Raw genomic sequence first — 18,964 nt, forward strand, 5'->3', positions numbered from 1 at the left:
CGTTATTTAAAGTGATATTTATGAAACCGAAACCTGTTAGTCACCCAAGCGTACTGAGATTGTCCGCGTTACTCTGGACAATCGTGATGGGTTCTCCTTCATGCTACGCCGCTTCGGATTTTCTTAAAGTGGATGGAGCGGATATCAAAGATAACTATGGATTGGGTCGAAAGGTTCATTTATACGGCACTAATCTGGGCGGTTGGAGGGGGCATGAACCTTGGATGTCCCCGTTAGCTGGGGCATCAAATGAATGGGATGCGCGAAGTGTTCTAACCGAGCGTTTTGGCAAGGATGCCGTGTGGGAACTTTACAATTCTTACTGGGATACTTGGATCACGGAACAGGATTTCAAGAACATCGCAGAAGCCGGTCTCAACTGTATCCGTTTGCCGGTATATGCGTTTAACCATATGGATGATGAGGGCAATTGGAGGCGGGACGATACAGGCGCCATTGATTTATCCAGAATCGAGTGGACCGTCAACAAAGCTCGGGAATATGGGCTTTACACAGTACTTGATCTTCACGGAGCGCCAGGATCGCAGAACGGAGCCCATCACTCAGGCCGGCAAAACGGCGCTTTGCTGTATTCTACCCCGCTCTATCAGAATCAACTGGTTGAGCTTTGGGAAACGCTCGCCACGCGCTTTAAGGATAATGCCGCCGTGGCGGGGTATGACCTACTGAATGAACCTTCCGAGACGTTTCCCGGCCGGATGGGATCTGGGGTGGTTAGCCTTTACAACCGTCTGTATCATGCCATCCGAGCGATTGATCCAGACCATATCATTATTATGGAAGCTATTTGGTGGTGGAACACGCTGCCCAATCCCCAAGAGAAAAACTGGGAGAACGTCGTCTATTCCTTGCATTATTACCAATGGCAAAACAATAACGATTTCACGGTGATGAAAAACGCTGTGGATGGGTGGATACAAGACGCGCGGAAATGGGGCACCGAATATAACGTGCCGCATTTTATTGGAGAATTCACACTATTCGAAAATGCCGAATCATGGGATTACGGACTTCAGCAATTTACAGAAACCGGCAGCCATTGGACCACTTGGTCTTATAAGGTAGTAGGTCGTAATAACTGGGGTATGTACAACACAACTGAACAAAATAGCAATGTTGCCAATATTGCCACGGATGATTTCAACACGATCAAACACAAATGGAGTCAGTGGAACACGCCGGAATATTTTTCACCCAACCCGACAGTTATCAACGCCATGAAAAAAGCTACCTTAGGCAGAAACCTGAAGCGGCCCACGCAAACTGTCACCGCTAAATCAGAGAATCAGGCGGAACAAGATATTGTTGGCATGGCTAATTAAGTGTCAATGTAACGGCTGACGCTTGAAACTGGTTTGGTTGGCAATTGTACGGGCATAGGACTTTACGAATGCTGTCTTATTCTTTCGGCCAGTAGAGGAAACAGCAAAACGGAAATCATCCCGGCACTGACCAGAACGGCTGCTCGATCCGGGGCCATCAGGCCGGACGAGACCCCGATTTCGGAGATAATGACGATCATGGGCAGGCCTGTCGCGGAATAGAGTGCAAAAGGCAATCTGTCGTTTGACGCTAAAACTGGGTAGTAAAGGATTACCGGCACGCCACGAATTAGAATCAACAAACCCAATAGGCAGATGATCTGGACTGGAACCAGCGGATTCGCCCACAGTGCGCTGACGTCAAATTTCATGCCGGCGACGATAAAGAAAATGGGGATTAAGAAACCATAACCGATGGCATCCAGTTTCTGCCGAAGAATCATGCCGCCTTCGCCTTTGCTGGCAAGGCCCACCACCATGCCGGCCGCGAATGCGCCGACCACCACATTCAACCCAAACTCGCCGGCTAAAACCACCAGTAGGGCCTGGAGCGCAATACAGATTCTCACCGGCAGTTGGCCACTACTTTGCATGGTTTGGGCCAGGAGATCGATTAAAGTGGAGGAACGGGCGTTGATCGCCGTATCCGCTATCACAAAAGTAATCCCCACAAAGGCCAAGATGAAAACGGTATGCAAAAAGGTACTATGGGTCGGGATGATCAGCATGGAGACCACCATCAGCGGGCCGAATTCACCCATTGCCGCCGCCGACAGCAGCATTTTGCCGAAGTCCGTATTCAGAATGCCTTCATCTCGCAGAATCGGGGCCAATACGCCGAGTGCGGTGGTCGATAAGGCTACCGCTGCTAAAAGCGGCGGTGCCTGAATCAGGCCGATGGCATGCACGACGGACATGCAAGCCATGGCCACCGTAAACGAAAGAAACCACCCGCCAATGGCCAGCGTCAAGGGTTTGCCTTGAATTTCGCCGAGATTGATTTCCATGCCCACCATGAACAGCAAAAACGTCAAGCCCAGCTCACCTAGCATACCGACTAAACCGTCTGGTGATACCCAGTTGAAAATATGAGGGCCGATTATCATGCCAAGAAGCATTTCCGTCGCCACGACTGGCATGCGGAAGCGTGTTGGAATTCTGGCAAGCAAGGGAGAGAAAGCCGCCGCCAAGGCGATGACAAATAATGCGATACGGTAAGATTCCATAACTGTGTCTCCTAAGAGGTGCTGGCTAGAATATCAGGCGGTTTCAGTGAAATTATTACTGAATTCGTTTTTGTCGCAATTCGTTTTCCAACAAGGCTTCATAAACGGGAGGACATCCTAACCAATTCACGATGAGCAAAGCGGTAAAACAGGCGATGAATAGCGGCAAAATCAATGCGTAATCACTGGTCATCTCGATGATTAACACGATGCCCGTTAAAGGCGCTTGTACCACTCCGCTAAAATATGCAGCCATCCCGATAACGGCAAATAGCCTAGGATCTGCATTTAATTCGGGAAAAAACAATTGTGTGGTCGCACCGACACCCCAACCCAGCAATGCGCCCAAAACCAAGATCGGCATAAAAATCCCCCCGGCCGCGCCCGAGCAGGAACTACCGATAGTCAACACGAATCGGCTGACAAAGAATAGCGCTATCGTTCCCAGTGTGAGTTCCCGGCCTACGAGAATTTCATTCACAAAATCATAGCCGCCGCCCAATAATTCGGGCGCATACCAAGCTGTGGCTGTCAGCCAGGTTGCCAAAGTCAGCCACCACATCGTTTTCGGCCAAACACTCAGGGTAATCAATCGTTGTCCCCGCAACAAGGCATGCGTGAACAAACTACCCAATAGGGCGGATAGTAAACCCAAAGGAACGAATGCAATAAGAAGACTCAGCGGCGGAGCGGTGAAATTAACGAAATGAAAGGCGGGTTGTTGGCCGAGCGCCGCGCGGCACACCATATCCGCTGTCAGACAGGCCATGGCGGCGGTCACGAATTCGAGCGAAGAGCATCGCCGTTCAAGTTCTTCCAATACAAAGGTCAAGCCGGAGAGAGGGGCGTTGAATGCCGCCGTGAGTCCGGCGCCGCCGCCGGCAGCAATCAATATCGTATGCTCGGGGTTACCGTTTTTAGGCCAGATATTGGCTAGCCCTTGCCCTATGGAACTTCCCATATGTACACAGGGACCGGCGCGACCAACGACAAGGCCGCCAATGCCGCCAATGACCATGCTGATAAACTTGGTAATCAGCACCCGAAACCAGCGGAAATGCCGGTGCCCAATCAATACGCCCTTAATGTGGGGGATGCCGCTGCCGCTTGCCTCGGGTGCAAATTGTCTGACGATTCCGGCGGAGATGATCAGGGTGATTAACGCTAATCCCAGAATCATTCCAACGCCGAAGTCGGGGTTCTGATGTGATAAGTCTAAAAACTTTTTTCGAAATGCTTCTGCGCTATTCATTGCTATATGGAATGCTACCGAAGTTGCGCCGGTCGTCAATCCGAGCACAAGCGCTTGGGGTATCAAATGGTTCCGCTGCCGATTAAATTCTACCTTTGAAGCGGATTGGTGTTCTGATGGATCACGTTGCAACAAATTTCCCCCGGAGGCAGGTGATTGGCCTTCACAATCGACGATTACAGCCAAGTTACGTTTCCCGACAAAGTAAGCGATTTGAAATCGCCAGCCATATATTCGGTGCAGCCTTACCAAACGAACCGACAATGGCTAGAGCTTCACCGAATACCTTTCTTTCTTAACGCATTCAGTCGCTTTAATCTATTGGGTCATTTGCGTTACTGACCGCATTCTAGTGATGAGGTAATGTTGAAGAAAACAATGTTTGTAGAAACGCATTGTTGCAAAGAGGGGCAGGTTCTAACGGGTTGATTTCTCGATAACATTGTTTGCGACAGGAGGCCGCTAAGCGCGAATCGTTGCAGTTAGACGATTCGCGATTTGTGAGGGTATCCTTACAAGAGGATATTTTGCCGCCTATTTGGGAGTATTGGGATGTCGACCCAAGCGACCTTGGTTGTAATAATAAATGTCTGAGCAAGACACTCTATTCGGATCCGTTTGGAAATCGTGTCCGCGGATACTTCTGGTTGAATTTTCAGAGCTTACAATGTATGAGCGGGACTTAAGGCACTGTATAACCGCTTGCCTTGTACTTTCAGCAAACCGCTTCGATTGGCTCGATTGAGCGCCTGGCTCCGGATTGTGTTGCTCGCAACCGAAGATACATAGCAAACTGACAATAAATATCACAGCTGTGCAACGCGTGAAGCTCATAAAAACCCCAATGGCCCTGACGATGTTTGTATTAGTCGAGTAATCACGACACGGAGTGCGCGATTAAAAATGACTAAACCCGGATGCCGTTACGCTTCGATACTTTCCGACGCCTCATGCGTTAACAACTCCACTAAGTCGTTGAATTCACTTATAAGCGTGATTCCAGGCTCCTCAAGTAGTTTAGGCGACTTGGGATCGATGACGAAGGCGTTATCTGCTAGCCGCAACATTTCCAAATCATTAAGGTTATCGCCGACAGCCCAAATCAGTTCGAGCGGGGGTTGTGATTTATCTGTCAAGAAGCATCGCATCGCGTTGCTTTTACAAATCGGGGTAACTGAATTGACGTCGTCGGGCAAGAAAGCCGGATTGATTTGTAACTGGCCGTTGCAGACCTCCCCATCGAAAGTCAGGGTATGAGCCAGCGCGAAATCAGCAAATATGCGACGTCTTATAATATCGGCAGCAACAAAATAGCTGTCGCTGACGACACCGACCATGAAACCGGCTCGTCTTGCCTGCTTGACGAATTCGATGACGCCTGGACGGATTTCCAGCGTACGAGCCACCTGTTCGAATTGCTGCTTGTGAATGGAAGCGAAACAACTCGGCAATCCGCTCGCTGCGGGTTATAGCATCGTCGTGAGGCGTATCCAGTAGTTGCACCAAAGCCGCTTCGTTTCCGGTGTTGCGCGCCAGTTCCAGCGCAAATCGCGATGGGGTTACCGTGCCGTCCATGTCCAGCAAAAGTAAGCATCGGCGTCCCCTGCGAAGAGACAGCACATAATCGATACCGGCAGCCACTTGGCGTTGGTTCTCGTACATGGCAGTGACCTGTTCCACATGCAGGCGTCCAGCTTTTTTGGCGCGGTCGAAAATGGCGCGGCTGACCTCGTTGGCCATCAGCGATAAATCTTGCAGCGGCTGGCTATCATGTTCCAACAAGCCAATGTCAACTTCCGCCAGCTTGGCGCCGGCCAAATGAGCGTCAAGCAACAGACCGGCATCGACACCATAATCATCTTCGAATCTAATGGTTTGCAACAGGCGTTTGCGTGCGGCAATGATTCCGCCCAACGGCTGAGCCAGATGCGCCAGTTCGGGGAAGAACACTTTCAGCATCGGTTTGGCGGTGAGTTCGGTAACCCGGCCGCCACCGCGTCCGAAGCGGGCTTTGACGAAGTCCGCCCCCTCGTTAAGCAGCGGCAAGCAGAGGCTGGTGACGATGCCGGGACGTAAATTGGTCAGATCGCCGTCCAGATAAACGACCAAATCATGAGTAGCCGCCGCCGCGCCGTCGCGCATCGAGACGCCTTTGCCCAACATGCTACTGGTCATGACCTTGGCACCGGCCTCTCTCGCCAGCATCGCTGTATCGTCGATGGAGCTATCGTCGACGACAATCACTTCGGCGGTAGCCGAATCTGCCATGGCGTAAGCAACGACTTCCTGGATGCGTTTGGCTTCGTTCAAAGCCGGTATCACGACGGTCGCACAGGCGTTCGAATCGCGTTGTTGATGAGTCCGTCTGTTTTTCTTTCTCTTGACGAATACCCAGTGTCGATATTTCGATTTCATGCGCTATTCCTAGTCATTTGCAGTCCCGAAGTCGGTCCCACGGTTTCAAGTGGGCCCAATTCTGCGAGTTTCGGCTGCTAAGGTGACATCCCGGATAGTTGGAATGTTTGTCGGCTTACGCCGTTGTCGACGAAGATTGATCGATAGGGACTGGGGTGTTTTGACCGCAACACGATGCCAGCAATATGACAGAGGAGAGCCAAACCAGGCAAATCAACAATCTAACGTAAATATTTGAAAACATTTTAATTTCGTCATTTTGGCGCTTTGTTTGGGTATCGCTGTTGGACAGAGAGCGTCTAGCGGTCGTGAAAGCGTCTTTGGTAATTCCGTTACTTGTAAGCAGTATGCGTCGGAGGCAAGTTAAGGAGCGGATTTCGTTGCGCTGTCAATTTTTGAAACCACATCAAACCATTCCAAGGCAGGTAATCCGCTCTTAGACTTGCCGAGAGCATTATAATAACCCAATAATGTTGACGCAAACATTGTTTGTGTCAACATATATATCGAGACGCCGATCTGCCAGATCTTCCGCATACTGTACGGAGCCAGCGGAAAAATTCTGAGTTCGTTATGCCCGAATCAAGCGGGCCACATTGGCTGTCAGGTGGGTAATAATGTTTTTGACACCTTAATTTTGCCGACTATAAACCGTAACCCCATGAACAAATCAGCACTGCCAACCACCAACACCGACGGCTCCAAACAATGGCCACATGAAGTCTTGAAACAATTTCGAATGATTTTTAAGGCCGTTCAGCAACACTCCCAATGGGTAGAAACGCATTGCGGCGTTACCAGCGCTCAACTGTGGGCACTCTGGGAGTTATCAAAAAATCCGGGATTGAAAGTCACCGAACTAGCTAAAGCGATGTCGATCCATCATTCCACCGCCAGCAATATGCTCGACAAACTGGCCAAGAAGGGATTAATCATGCGGGAGCGCGTTAGTCAGGACCAACGGGTTGTTACCGTGATGTTGACTCAGGACGGTATTGAACTGTTAAACCAAGTAAGCTCGCCGCCGCAGGGCATTTTGCAACATGCACTATTTGCCTTGCCGGAAAATGTTCTGAAGTCTCTGGCCAAGAATCTCGATGTGCTTGTTAAAGAAATGCAAATTAAGGACGACGAAGCCGCGATGCAGCCTATTAATCCGCTGCCTAAAAAATCGCCTTCAGCCAAAAATCAAGGGTGAACGTTTAGGCCAACCCAAGCATGTTGCGGGTATGGACAATGAGAACGTGATCGACTCAAAAAGTCGATCGTTGAACGACAGAAATGGAAGAATGTATGAACGAACTAAACAAGTTTTTGCTTGGCTCATTAGCAGCTGCCGGACTAATGTTATTTTCAACCAACGTGCTTGCTGAAACTTTTTCTCAAGCCCTGGATTTGAGCGGACATTGGGTCGGATACCTCTGTGTAGGCCTGTTTGCGATCGCGTACCTCTTTGTGGTCCTTGAAGAAGTATTGGAATTACGAAAATCCAAGCCTATGATGTTGGCGGCGGCGCTGATATGGGTGGCGATTGCCCTGGTTTATAAGAACCAAGGCTTATCGTCGGTCGCCGAAACGGCGATTCGGCACGATGTTTTGGACTACGGCGAGTTATTACTATTCCTGATTGTTTCCATCGCTTACATCAATGCGATGGAAGAGAGACGCGTCTTCGACAGCCTGCGGGCTTGGTTGGTTAATCGGGGTTCGAGTTATCGTCAGTTGTTTTGGGTTACAGGGGGCTTGGCTTTTTTCATTTCCTCGGTGTCCAATGACATGACTACCGCGATGTTGATGTGCGCGGTGGTCGCAAGGACAACCCAAAATTCGTCGGCGTATCCTGTGTCAATACCGTGGTGGCTGCCAATGCAGGTGGGGCGTTTTGCCCGTTCGGCGACATCACCACCTTGATGGTCTGGCAAAAGGGCATCATCGAATTCTGGACCTTCTTCAAATTGTTTGTGCCCTCGGTGGTTAACTTCCTGATCCCCGCCGCGATCATGCATTTCGCGATTCCCAAAACCCAGCCAGCGCCTATTCATGCCAAGGTCGTCACTCGCCGTGGCGCTAAACGTATCGTAGTGTTATTTCTGCTCACCGTACTCACGGCGGTGACTTTCCAAAACAGCCTGCAACTGCCGGCGGCGGTCGGCATGATGGCCGGTCTGACTTATCTGCAATTGTTCGGCTATTTCCTGCACGTCACCCATCGCGACGAGCCGGAACTAGGGCTGGATCCAATGTCCGGCGAGGAAGTCAAGGGTAGCGCCGATGCAGATAGTTTGCGCTTTGACGTCTTTCATCATCTGGCGCGCATGGAATGGGATACCCTGCTGTTTTTCTATGGTGTCGTGCTGTGTGTGGGCGGTATGAACTTCCTCGGCTACCTACACTATTTGTCCGGTTTTCTCTATGGTGAACTGGGTGCTACCCCAGCCAACATACTGGTTGGCGTTATTTCCGCGCTGATCGACAATTATCCCGGTTATGTTCGCCATCCTGGCCATGCATCCCGAAGTGTCGGAAGGCCAATGGTTGTTGGTAACGCTGACCGCCGGTGTTGGTGGCAGTCTGCTCTCGGTTGGCTCTGCCGCGGGCGTGGCCTTGATGGGCCAAGCCAAGGGCGCGTACACATTCCTAACTCATCTGAAATGGGCGCCGGTGATTGCGCTAGGTTATTTTGGCGGTATCGGTGCGCACTTTTTAATGAATGCCGAGCTGTTTTGATCGCATAGAGTGCTTTAACTAGTCGCAACATCATTAGGCAATAAAAGTGAAATAAACTGTTCGAAAATTTTTCGATTATTTCTTGGTGGGGAGGGGGGGCGAAGTCTGGCGATCGTTCAAATCGTCTTTTCCATTGAGCGTGAGTTTCCCAAGCTGTTCTCGGAAACGACGACTTCTCCTGCCCGGTTGCGAAGATCGGCGGACGCGGAAGAGAGCGCGCTTCGGCTCCCTCCGAAATGGCGGTAAAGCCCCGAGATCGGCAACATTCGCGCAAGGCGTTTCTGATTCGACTTGCGAAAGCGAGGGTCGATTCTCCCGAGCGATTAAGCTTTTTCAGATATCACGCAGTTGCCGGCTTTCCAGGCCGTATTCGGCTCGATCCATTCGGCGCTGCGTGCCGGGTTGGTCTAAACCTTCCCGCTGGTATAAAATCACGTCCTTTGCCGATTCGGTCGTTATGATCGGTTTTGGTGCTTCATCGAGAATTCCCCCGTTTAATGCCCCCAATTCAGCCCGTTAAAATACGCCTGCCGTATGTTTCGGATAGTGCAGCGCTATTTGCGCCATGGGCCGACCGGCCCTGGGCGATGTTTCTGGATAGCGGCCGGCCCGCCGATTCGCAAGGTCGCTTCGATATCCTCGCCGCCGAGCCGGAAGCCACCCTGCAGACGTTCGGAGAACTTACCCGGATCAGCCGTGGCGGCGAAATTCGCTACAGTGCCGACGATCCATTCGATCTGTTGAAGGTGGAGCTGGGTGAGCATCAGCCTGGAATCGAGGGCTTGCCGTTCTGCGGCGGGGCTATCGGGTATTTAGGTTACGATCTGGCCCGTCGTATCGAGCGCTTGCCGGCCGCGGCCCGAGATTGCGAAAACCTGCCGGAATTGGCGGTTGGGATTTATCGGTGGGCTGTCGTCGTCGACCATGAATCGCAAGCCAGTTGGTTGACCGGATGCGGTTTGAGCGATGCGGAAATTCTTGACTTGACGGTTCGGTTCAGCCGGATGCCGGAACCGGAACCGGAACCGGAGACCGGCTTTGAAATCTTAAGCGAGCCGCGCTCCAATATGACCGCGTCTGACTATGCTCAGGCCCTCGCGAAAATCAAACACTACCTGAAGGAAGGCGATTGCTACCAAATCAATCTGGCGCAACGTTTCGAGAGCACGTGCCGAGGTCGGCCTTGGACCGCTTATCGGGCCTTGCGGCAAATCAATCCGGCACCGTTTAGCGCGTATTTAAATACGCCGGACGCGCAAGTGCTCAGTTCTTCTCCCGAGCGTTTCTTGCGAGTCAACGGCGGCTGCGTGGAAACCAAGCCGATCAAAGGGACTCGTCCGCGCGGCCACGATGCCGATGAAGATCGGGCTCGGATGGCCGAGTTGCTCAATAGTCCGAAAGACCGCGCCGAGAATGTGATGATTGTCGATCTGTTGCGCAACGACTTGGGTAAAAGCTGCCAAAAAGGTTCGGTCAGCGTGCCGACGTTGTTCGAGATCGAGAGCTATGCCACCGTGCATCATTTGGTCAGTACCGTGACCGGCCGGTTGGCCGAAGATCAGCAGGCGATCGATCTGTTGCGGAGTTGCTTTCCCGGCGGATCGATTACCGGCGCGCCCAAGGTGCGTGCTATGGAAATCATTGAAGAGCTGGAGCCGCATCGGCGTGGCGTGTATTGCGGCGCGATCGGTTATATCGGTTTTAACGGCGACATGGATACCAATATCGCGATTCGCACGCTGGTCCACAATCGCGACACGATACGCTTCTGGGCGGGCGGCGGCATTGTTAACGACTCGCGCATGGAAGAAGAATATCAGGAGTGCTTCGATAAGGCGGCGGCCTTGCTAAAAGTGTTGGAGAAATTTCGGCGATGACACGGGTCGTCAAGCTGGGCGGCAGTTTGCTGAGCGCCGGCGCATTGCCGGCTTGCTTGGATGCGCTCGGCGAATGGGGCGAATTGCTGGTCATCGTACCGGGCGGCGGCGAGTTTGCCGATCAGGTGCGCCGGTCCCAAGCAATCCGGAACTTCGACGATGTTACCGCGCATCGCATGGCACTCTTGGCGATGCGGCAAATGGGTTGGTTGATGCACGCTCGCCGTCCGCAATTTCAGCCCGCCGATTCGGTCGCGGCCCTCGCGGAAGTTTTGTCCGCAAAACGGTCGGCCATCTGGATGCCTGATCACGCCGAGTTGGATGCCGCCGGCGTCGAAGCCAGTTGGGAAGTGACCTCGGACAGTCTGGCCGCTTGGTTGGCCGGCCGCTTGGGCGCCGACGAATTGATCTTGGTCAAGTCGGCCGAAGTCGCCGACGACACGGACATCGGCCGATTGATCGGCCAGGGTATAGTGGATTCGGCGTTCGGCCGCTACAGTCGCGACGCCGGGTATCGAATCCGCGTCATTCACCAAGCGTCATTTATCAACGCATGATTCATTTCATCCGATCTCTACTGAACAAGCGCTTGCGCAAGGCCTATTACCAAAGCCGGGAATCGCTGTTGGGTCATCAAAAACGCGATATCGTCGTGACCCAAGTCGAACAGGCGTGCGTGGGCTTAAAAGAGAGCCGCGATCAATTTGTCGATGCTCTGGACAAATTCAAAAGCATCGTCAATCTGCCGGAACATTCGCTGGAACAGCGCTACCAGCAACTCAAACGCCGTTACGATTTGTGTCGGAGCAAGGCCGACCAAGTCAGTCAGCGAATTCAAGCGGTTGAGGAAATCAGCGAAGCCTTGTTCGCGGAATGGGAGTCGGAATTGCTGCTATATAGCAATCGGGTTTTGCGTTCCCGCAGTCAGCAGCAATTGAAAAAATCCCGGCAACAATATGCGCGGCTACTCAAATCGCTACAAAATGCGGAAAGCCGGATGCAGCCGGTGTTGGCGGCGTTTCAGGATCAAGTGTTGTTCCTGAAACACAATCTGAATGCCCATGCCATTGCCGCGCTGCGTCACGAGTTTGTCGAAATGGGTCTGGATATTTCCCGGTTGATCGACGTGATGGAAAAGACGATAGGCGAGGCCAGCCAGTTCGTTGCGGTGCTCGTCGAGCAAAAACAACTGCCGGCACCGGCCTCGATATCCAAACGATAATTACATCGAGTGCATTTTGTAATCCACGCGGTGAGGGTACTGCTTATCACGCGGATCGGGGGCTTTTTTCCGGTTTTGATCGATACGTTCTTGCGAATATTGGGCAATCATCTGATCCCAGTTGGCGTATTCTTCGTAATCCTTGCTGCCGGCTGCCTTGCGTTTGGCAAATAGCTCCTTACCCTTTTCGATCAACTGTTCCGGCGTTTTGCCGTCGATCTCGTTCAAAAACTCGCCGTTATCGCGGATTTCGTCGCGCAGGGTCCAAAAAGACACTTCGAATTCGATGCGTTGGTCGAGCGGCAGTTTTTCCTTGATATGGCTGATCGAACGGTTGACGGTTTTCATGCTGCTACCGTTGATCTGGTTGCTTTTGTTGCAACCGCTCGCCACGGCGCCCAGCAATAAAACGAAAAGAATCGACGCGATTTTCATGATGTAGCCCCCCAACGGCTAAATGAACAAACCCGGATTTTGTATTTATAATGGTTCCGGTTACCCAACAAACTTATTTACTCGGAAATTTTAACGGCACAAGCTTACCACATGCTGGAATTTATCCAACACCTCAAACAGCGCTATCAGATCGTGCTAGGTCGGATGGATAAACGAAGTCCTCGTTATCTGGATTACCAGCAACGCGCCGACCAGCTGCTGTTCGCCGAGGCTTTTATCCGGAAGGGACGCCTGATTGCGGAGCATCCGGATTTGCCGATGCAGATCGCGGTGATCGGGCCGACCCAGTCCGGTAAAAGCTCCACCGTGAACTTGCTGCTGAATAGTCATCAAGCCGGCGTCAGCCCTTTAGCGGGTTACACCGTGCAGGCCCAGGGCTTCTGTCATGCGGTGTCCGCCGAGGCCATGCCGGGTTTGCAAGCCTACTTCGGTCGTTTCGAGCGGGTGGCGGTCGGCGAGTTGGCGCCGGGCCGCTTGGATTGTTACGCGATCGGCACCAGTCCGTTACGTTCGCCGTTATTACCGCCCTGTGTATGCTGGGACACGCCCGACTTCGACTCCATCGATGCCGCCGACTACCGCGAGGGCCTGGTGCGAGCCATCGCACTGGCGGACGCGGTGATTTTGTTGGTCAGCAAGGAAAAATACGCGGATCAGTCGGTCTGGGACATCATGAGCATTTTGGAGTCGCTGCGGCAGCCGACTTTGATCGTCGTCAACAAGTTGGGCGAAGGTCAGGAAGCCGCCATTATCGACTCGCTGGCCGAAAAATGGCGCGCCGCGCGCCGCGACCCGGTACCGAATGTCGTGCCGCTGCATTTTCGAAGATTGCCGGACCAGCCGAGTTGGCCGAGGGCTGCGGAGCAGGCGGTATTGGAACTGGTTAAATCGGTCTCGCGCCGTAAACACAGTCAATACCAACAACAGCTTTTGACGCGTTTCTGGCCGCACTGGCTGGAGCCGGTGTATGCCGAGCATCAATCGCAACGTCACTGGCGGACGCTGGTCGATCAGTGTCTGGCGCGGGCACTCAAGGACTATCAACGCGATTATCTGAACCATCCGCATCATTACGAAACCTTTCAACAGGCCGTATTGAACCTGTTGACCTTGCTGGAAATCCCCGGTTTGGCGGGATTGTTGGCCAAAACCCGCCGGGCGATGACTTGGCCGATGCGCAAATTGTTCGGTTCAAAATCCGCTGCCGTCAGCGCCAGCCAGGAGATCGCTGTGTTAACGCAGATCGGCGATCACGTGATGATCCAATTGGCGGACCGCCTGCTGGAAATCGCCGAAACCGAAGCGGACGATGCCCGCTGGTGGAAGGAAACCAGCGGCGCGTTGCGGCAACAGCGCGGCGACATTTCCAGCGCTTATCAACGGGCGGTGCTGAATTACCACGGCAATTTTCAGCAAGACGTCGAAGCCGCCGCCCAGCGCCTGTATCGCAAATTGCAAGAACAGCCGCTGATTCTCAACAGTTTGCGCGCCACGCGGGCGACCACCGACGCCGGTGCGGTGCTATTGACTATCCAGGCCGGCGGCATTGGTCTGCATGATTTGGTGCTGATGCCGTTGATGCTGACCGCGACCTCGCTGCTGGCGGAAAGTACGCTGGGCGGTTATATGGCGCGCGTCGAGGCGGATTTAAAGCAACATCAACTCCATACCGTCAACGCCGCGCTGTTCGAGCACTGTTTGCAACGGCGTCTTTATGCGCTGCCTGGGCAAATTGCCAGCAACAGTCGGTTCGATATCGACGAAACCGAATGTCGGCAAGCCGAACAAGCCTTGCAAGATAAAAAGCATGGATTACGAATACTCTGAATTACTTGGTCGCGCTCGCCGGTGGAGCGAAGCGGCCGTCGCGGCGCAGCGCCTGCCGCTCGAACAGGCGGACTGGTTGGCGCAACTGGATAGCCCAATCGCGTCCAGCTTGTTCCCGCAAGCCCAAGGCGACGCAGGCCGGCCGATGATCGTTGCCTTCATGGGGGGGACCGGTGTCGGCAAAAGCAGTTTGCTGAATCGATTGGCGGGCCGGGCGATCGCCAAGGCCGGCATCGAAAGGCCGACCTCGCGCGAGGTCACGCTGTATCATCACCGCGGCCTGACATTGAATGAACTGCCCGACGGGTTGCCGTTGGACCGGATTAAGATCGATCACCACGACGACGACGCGCGGCGCCATATTGCTTGGATAGACATGCCCGATTTCGACAGTGTCGAAGCCGCCAACCAAAAACTGGTGCTGAATTGGCTGCCGCATATCGATGTGCTGCTGTACGTAGTCAGTCCCGAGCGCTATCGCGACGGCAAGGCCTGGCGCCTGTTATTGGCCGAGGGCGCCAAGCATGCCTGGTTGTTCGTGATGAATCAGTGGGATCGCGGCCAAGCGGCGCAATACGAGGACTTGCGGCGCCAACTGGCGTTGGCGGGTTTTGCCGATCCCTTGCTGTTTCGCACTAGTTGCGTGCAACCGGACGGTGACGAATTTCCGGCGTTGCTGGTCAAACTGGCGGAACTGGCGGGTGGTCATGCGATGCAGCAAATGCAGCGTCGCGGCGAACGCCAGCGAAAACAAGCGTTGTCGACGACCTTGCGTCGCTTGGAAACGCTGTTGGCCGAACGCGATTACCCGGCTCTGCAACGGCAATTGGAAACGCGCTGGCAGCGCGCGGAAACCGACCTCTCTGCCGGACTGGCCTGGCCGCTGACGCAACTGGCCAAGGCACGGGCCGAACCGGGCGGTCAAGCCGGCGATATTAAGCTTTGGGACGATTGGGCGCAGACGCTGTTCGGCGATTTGTTGGACGACGTGGCGCTGCAAGCGTCGCAAGGTGGCATTCCACCCCGGCCGTTGCGCGCGGCACTACAAGATTTGCGCGACACGGCAGGCGCCAAGGTGGTCGCGCAAACCGAACTGGCCGGCCGGATGGCGCTGCTGAATCCCGGCAGTCGCCCGCGGCGGATAGTTTTGCGGATCGCCACGGTCGCCGCGACCGCGTTACCGCTGGCGGCGATGGCCGCCGTGGGATACCAGGTCTACTGCGGTTACTACCGAGGCGCGACCGGCCTCGGCGCGTATTTGGGCAGCGACTTCGCGATACATAGCGGCTTGCTAATCGGTTTAAGTTGGTTGATCCCTTATTTTTTGCAACGGCAATTGCAACCGTCGCTGCAAAAAGCCGCCCAACGCGGCCTGCAAAAAGGCTTGCAACAAGCCTTAGCCGGCTTGTGGGCGGAAATCAGCGCGAGCTTGCGGCGCGAACAACAGGAAAATCAGCGGCTTTTGGAACAGCTTGGCGAAATCGCCCAGGATTGCGCGCCGGGCGAGGAAGAACATATCGCCAAACAGAGCCTGCTGGGCAGGGCCTTGCCGGATCGCGAACCGGCGTGATCGCCTGGTTTCGACGACTCAGGAGTCGTCTGTGGCCAGCGCCAAATCGGCCAATTGTTGTAAGGCCGCCCGATAGCAGTCGGCGGAATCCGCTCTGACCGTCGCGTGCGCGACCTTGCGGCCCTTGCGCGGCGCCTTATCGTAGAGGTGCAAATGAGCGTTGGGGATATCGAGCACTTGCGCGTCGCCGGCGACGCCGCCGATAAAATTCACCATGCCGGCGTGACCTCTGGCGCGGGTCGAACCCAGCGGCAAATCCAGAATCGCCCGCAAGTGATTTTCGAATTGGCTGGTTTCCGCGCCTTCGATGGTCCAGTGGCCGGAGTTGTGTACCCGAGGGGCGAATTCGTTCGCCAGCAATTCGTTGCCGACCGCAAATAACTCCAAGGCCACCACGCCGACGTAATCGAGTTTTTCCAATAAGCGGGTCACGTAATCTTCAGCCAAGGTCTGCAATGGATCGTCGCTACGGCATTCGGCGATACGCAGGATGCCGCCGCGATGCCGGTTTTCGGACAGCGGGTAAAACGCGATGGCGCCCGTCGGGCGGCGGGCGGCGATGATCGACACTTCGCGCTCGAAACCGACGAAGCCTTCGACGATGGAGGGTGCCTCCTGCATCGCCAACCAAGCAGTTTCGAGTTGTTCGGCCGAATGGATCAAGACTTGGCCCTTGCCGTCGTAACCCATGCGCCGACTCTTCAAAATCGCCGGGTAACCGATGTCGGCCACGGCCCTAACCAAATCGTCCAGGCAGTCCACGGGCGCGAACGGCGCGGTGCGCATGCCCAAATCCCGGAAAAAATTCTTTTCCAGCAGCCTGTCCTGGGCTACGGCCAGCGCGCCGGCCGGCGGGTAAACCGTGGTGTGGCTGGATAGATATTCGGCGACGTGAGCCGGCACGTTCTCGAACTCGTAAGTGACGATGTCGGCTTTTTCGGCCAGTTGCGCCAGCAAGGCCGGGTCGTCGTAGGCGCCCAGCAAATGTTCGCTCAAGCCGCCGGCGCCGGCGTTGGTGTCGGGATCGAGCACGACGAATTGCAAGCCGAGCGGATAGCCGGCCAGCGCGATCATCCGGGCGAGTTGGCCGCCACCCAAGATACCGATTTTCATCCGGCCACCTGTCTCGGGTCGGGCGTGGCGATCACGCTGTCGGTTTGTTGGCGGCGATAGGCGTCCAACGCCGGCCGGTATTGCGAGTGTTTATTGCTGATAATCGCCGCGGCCAACAGTGCGGCATTGATCGCACCGGCCTTGCCGATCGCCAACGTGCCGACCGGAATGCCGGCCGGCATTTGCACGATGGACAATAGCGAATCCATGCCGTTGAGCGCCTTGGACTGCACTGGGACGCCGAGTACCGGCAGCGCGGTTTTGGCGGCGGTCATGCCCGGCAGGTGGGCGGCGCCGCCGGCGCCGGCGATAATGACTTCCAGGCCCTTGGCCTCGGCGGACTCGGCATACTGAAACAATTTGTCGGGCGTGCGATGGGCGGATACCACTTCGACCTCGTGCGGAATGTCCAGATGTTCCAGGGTTTGCGCGGCATGTTGCATGGTTTCCCAATCCGACGTGGAACCCATGATGATGCCTATCAATGCAGTCATGCAAAATCTCCGGTGCTTGCAATCAATCAAGGCGGGCGATTATCGCACAATCGGGCGTTTTTCCGTGCCGGCGAATTGCGGATTCCGGTGGCCTTAATGTTAAGATAGCGCCCCTCGTAAACCTGGAGCCTTGCGCCGAACATGGAAAATTCGCAAACCGTCATGCTGGAAGCCCGGGGATTGGCGTGTTCGCGCGACGATCGCCTGCTGTTTTCCGGTTTGAGTTTCGAATTGGCGGCCGGGCAGGCATTGCTGTTGGAGGGCGCCAACGGTTGCGGCAAGACTTCGCTATTGCGGATTCTTTGCGGTTTTCGCGAACCGGACGCCGGCGATATTTTTTGGACCGGCGAGCGTCTGGAAGAGGGCGCCTACCATCGCGACATGGCCTACGTCGGCCACGCCGACGGTACCAAGAAGGAATTGACCGTGTTGGAAAACCTGCGTTTTGCGTTGGCGATGAAGGCCGATGGTGCCTATCGGATAGACGACGCCCTGGCAAAAGTCCAACTGGCCGGTTTCGACGATAACCCGGTGCACACTTTGTCGGCGGGGCAAAAACGCCGTTTGTCGCTGGCGCGCTTGTTGATCACCGCCAATCGGTTGTGGATACTCGACGAGCCTTTTACGTCGTTAGATCGTCAGGGCATACGCTTAATCGAATCGCTGATCGCGGAACACGTCGCCGGCGGCGGCTTGGCGGTATTGACCTCGCACCACGATCTCAGGCTGCCCGACATCGAATTGAAAACCATCCATCTGCAAGCATGCCATTGATTCAAGCTTTCTGGGCCATCGTCCGCCGGGATTTGATGCTGGCCTTTCGACGCCGCGCCGAAATGGCCAATCCGTTAATGTTCTTTGTGTTGGTGGTGACCTTATTTCCTTTGGCGATCGGCGCCCAGCCGAATTTATTGCAAGCGGTGGCGCCTGGCGTGATTTGGGTCTCGGCGCTATTGGCAACCCTGCTGTCGCTGGACGGCTTGTTTCGCAGCGACTTCGAGGACGGCTCGCTGGAGCAAATGCTGATCAGTCCGCAACCGCTCTCGGTATTGGTGCTGGGCAAAATCGCCGCGCACTGGCTGGTTACCGGTTTGCCGTTGTTGCTGGTGGCGCCGTTGCTGGCGGTGTTTTTGGGCCTGCCGGAACGGGCGATGGGAACTTTGTGGCTGAGCTTGATCATAGCTACTCCATTATTGAGTCTAATCGGCGCGGTTGGCGTGGCTCTGACTGTCGGTTTGCGGCGCGGCGGCATGCTGTTGTCGTTGTTGGTGTTGCCGTTGTACGTGCCGGTGCTGATTTTTGCCAGCGGCGCGGTAGACCGGGCCGCCGGCGGTTTGCCGGTTTCGGCGCAATTGAATATTTTGTTGGCGATGTTGTTGGCGGCCCTCGTGTTAGTCCCGCTGCCGACCGCCGCCGCGTTAAAAATGAGTGTGAATTGAGTA

General features: G+C 54.6%; 15 protein-coding genes and 2 pseudogenes. 10 read left to right on the forward strand and 7 right to left on the reverse strand.

Annotation, left to right across the window (positions count from 1 at the left end):
• The first annotated feature begins 20 nt into the window (after positions 1-20).
• Entirely contained in the window at positions 21-1,343 is a 1,323-nt protein-coding gene (locus tag ACQE3E_RS11360) for a glycoside hydrolase family 5 protein (RefSeq protein ID WP_168030943.1), read from the forward strand.
• Between the two features lie 62 nt (positions 1,344-1,405).
• Here ACQE3E_RS11360 and ACQE3E_RS11365 read toward each other — a convergent pair whose 3' ends face one another.
• From ACQE3E_RS11365 to ACQE3E_RS11380, 4 genes and pseudogenes are all read right to left on the reverse strand, one after another.
• Positions 1,406-2,569 (reverse strand): cation:proton antiporter, encoded by a 1,164-nt coding sequence (locus ACQE3E_RS11365; protein WP_064031672.1) that lies wholly within the window; start codon positions 2,567-2,569, stop codon positions 1,406-1,408.
• 55 nt (positions 2,570-2,624) lie between these two features.
• Positions 2,625-4,007: a H(+)/Cl(-) exchange transporter ClcA gene (gene clcA / locus ACQE3E_RS11370; protein WP_231883771.1), complete on the reverse strand. Its 1,383-nt coding sequence runs from the start codon at positions 4,005-4,007 to the stop codon at positions 2,625-2,627.
• Between the two features lie 737 nt (positions 4,008-4,744).
• A complete protein-coding gene (locus ACQE3E_RS11375) occupies positions 4,745-5,227 on the reverse strand; it encodes an HAD family hydrolase (RefSeq protein WP_313727890.1) in 483 nt (160 codons plus the stop codon).
• A 571-nt stretch (positions 5,228-5,798) separates the two neighbouring features.
• A pseudogene (locus tag ACQE3E_RS11380) lies at positions 5,799-6,236 on the reverse strand (glycosyltransferase); the annotation flags it as partial.
• Between the two features lie 661 nt (positions 6,237-6,897).
• On the opposite strand from ACQE3E_RS11380, the gene ACQE3E_RS11385 reads away from it, so the two are divergent.
• The 5 genes and pseudogenes from ACQE3E_RS11385 (at position 6,898) to ACQE3E_RS11405 (ending at position 12,062) form a co-directional block, all read left to right on the forward strand.
• On the forward strand, positions 6,898-7,434 hold the full coding sequence (locus tag ACQE3E_RS11385; RefSeq protein ID WP_064031670.1) for a MarR family winged helix-turn-helix transcriptional regulator: 537 nt from the start codon (positions 6,898-6,900) through the stop codon (positions 7,432-7,434).
• A 95-nt stretch (positions 7,435-7,529) separates the two neighbouring features.
• Positions 7,530-8,963: pseudogene (nhaD, locus tag ACQE3E_RS11390) on the forward strand (sodium:proton antiporter NhaD).
• A gap of 497 nt (positions 8,964-9,460) precedes the next feature.
• Positions 9,461-10,840: an aminodeoxychorismate synthase component I gene (pabB, locus tag ACQE3E_RS11395; protein WP_313727888.1), complete on the forward strand. Its 1,380-nt coding sequence runs from the start codon at positions 9,461-9,463 to the stop codon at positions 10,838-10,840.
• Entirely contained in the window at positions 10,837-11,397 is a 561-nt protein-coding gene (locus ACQE3E_RS11400; RefSeq protein WP_313727887.1) for a uridylate kinase, read from the forward strand. The genes pabB and ACQE3E_RS11400 overlap by 4 nt, the downstream gene beginning before the upstream one ends.
• A complete protein-coding gene (locus ACQE3E_RS11405) occupies positions 11,394-12,062 on the forward strand; it encodes a DUF2959 domain-containing protein (protein ID WP_064031666.1) in 669 nt (222 codons plus the stop codon). The genes ACQE3E_RS11400 and ACQE3E_RS11405 overlap by 4 nt, the downstream gene beginning before the upstream one ends.
• Here ACQE3E_RS11405 and ACQE3E_RS11410 read toward each other — a convergent pair whose 3' ends face one another.
• Complete coding sequence (locus ACQE3E_RS11410) at positions 12,063-12,497, reverse strand: DUF6694 family lipoprotein (RefSeq protein ID WP_064031665.1); 435 nt, start codon at positions 12,495-12,497, stop codon at positions 12,063-12,065.
• A gap of 111 nt (positions 12,498-12,608) precedes the next feature.
• On the opposite strand from ACQE3E_RS11410, the gene ACQE3E_RS11415 reads away from it, so the two are divergent.
• On the forward strand, positions 12,609-14,345 hold the full coding sequence (locus tag ACQE3E_RS11415; protein WP_313727886.1) for a GTPase domain-containing protein: 1,737 nt from the start codon (positions 12,609-12,611) through the stop codon (positions 14,343-14,345).
• Positions 14,326-15,915: a GTPase gene (locus ACQE3E_RS11420; RefSeq protein ID WP_427501632.1), complete on the forward strand. Its 1,590-nt coding sequence runs from the start codon at positions 14,326-14,328 to the stop codon at positions 15,913-15,915. The genes ACQE3E_RS11415 and ACQE3E_RS11420 overlap by 20 nt, the downstream gene beginning before the upstream one ends.
• Positions 15,916-15,933: 18 nt before the next feature.
• Here the strand turns inward: ACQE3E_RS11420 and ACQE3E_RS11425 are convergent, their stop codons facing one another.
• On the reverse strand, positions 15,934-17,028 hold the full coding sequence (locus ACQE3E_RS11425; RefSeq protein WP_313727884.1) for a 5-(carboxyamino)imidazole ribonucleotide synthase: 1,095 nt from the start codon (positions 17,026-17,028) through the stop codon (positions 15,934-15,936).
• Complete coding sequence (gene purE / locus ACQE3E_RS11430; protein WP_064031661.1) at positions 17,025-17,522, reverse strand: 5-(carboxyamino)imidazole ribonucleotide mutase; 498 nt, start codon at positions 17,520-17,522, stop codon at positions 17,025-17,027. The genes ACQE3E_RS11425 and purE overlap by 4 nt, the downstream gene beginning before the upstream one ends.
• A 141-nt stretch (positions 17,523-17,663) precedes the next feature.
• Here purE and ccmA point away from each other — a divergent pair, with 141 nt between their 5' ends.
• Both ccmA and ccmB read left to right on the forward strand, forming a co-directional pair.
• Entirely contained in the window at positions 17,664-18,296 is a 633-nt protein-coding gene (gene ccmA / locus ACQE3E_RS11435; RefSeq protein ID WP_064031660.1) for a cytochrome c biogenesis heme-transporting ATPase CcmA, read from the forward strand.
• Positions 18,287-18,961, forward strand: coding sequence for a heme exporter protein CcmB (gene ccmB / locus ACQE3E_RS11440; protein WP_071156953.1), 675 nt, complete (start codon positions 18,287-18,289; stop codon positions 18,959-18,961). The genes ccmA and ccmB overlap by 10 nt, the downstream gene beginning before the upstream one ends.
• The last annotated feature ends 3 nt before the right edge of the window (positions 18,962-18,964 follow it).

The sequence above is a fragment of the Methylomonas sp. MED-D genome (assembly GCF_050276835.1).
Taxonomy (GTDB): domain Bacteria; phylum Pseudomonadota; class Gammaproteobacteria; order Methylococcales; family Methylomonadaceae; genus Methylomonas; species Methylomonas koyamae_A.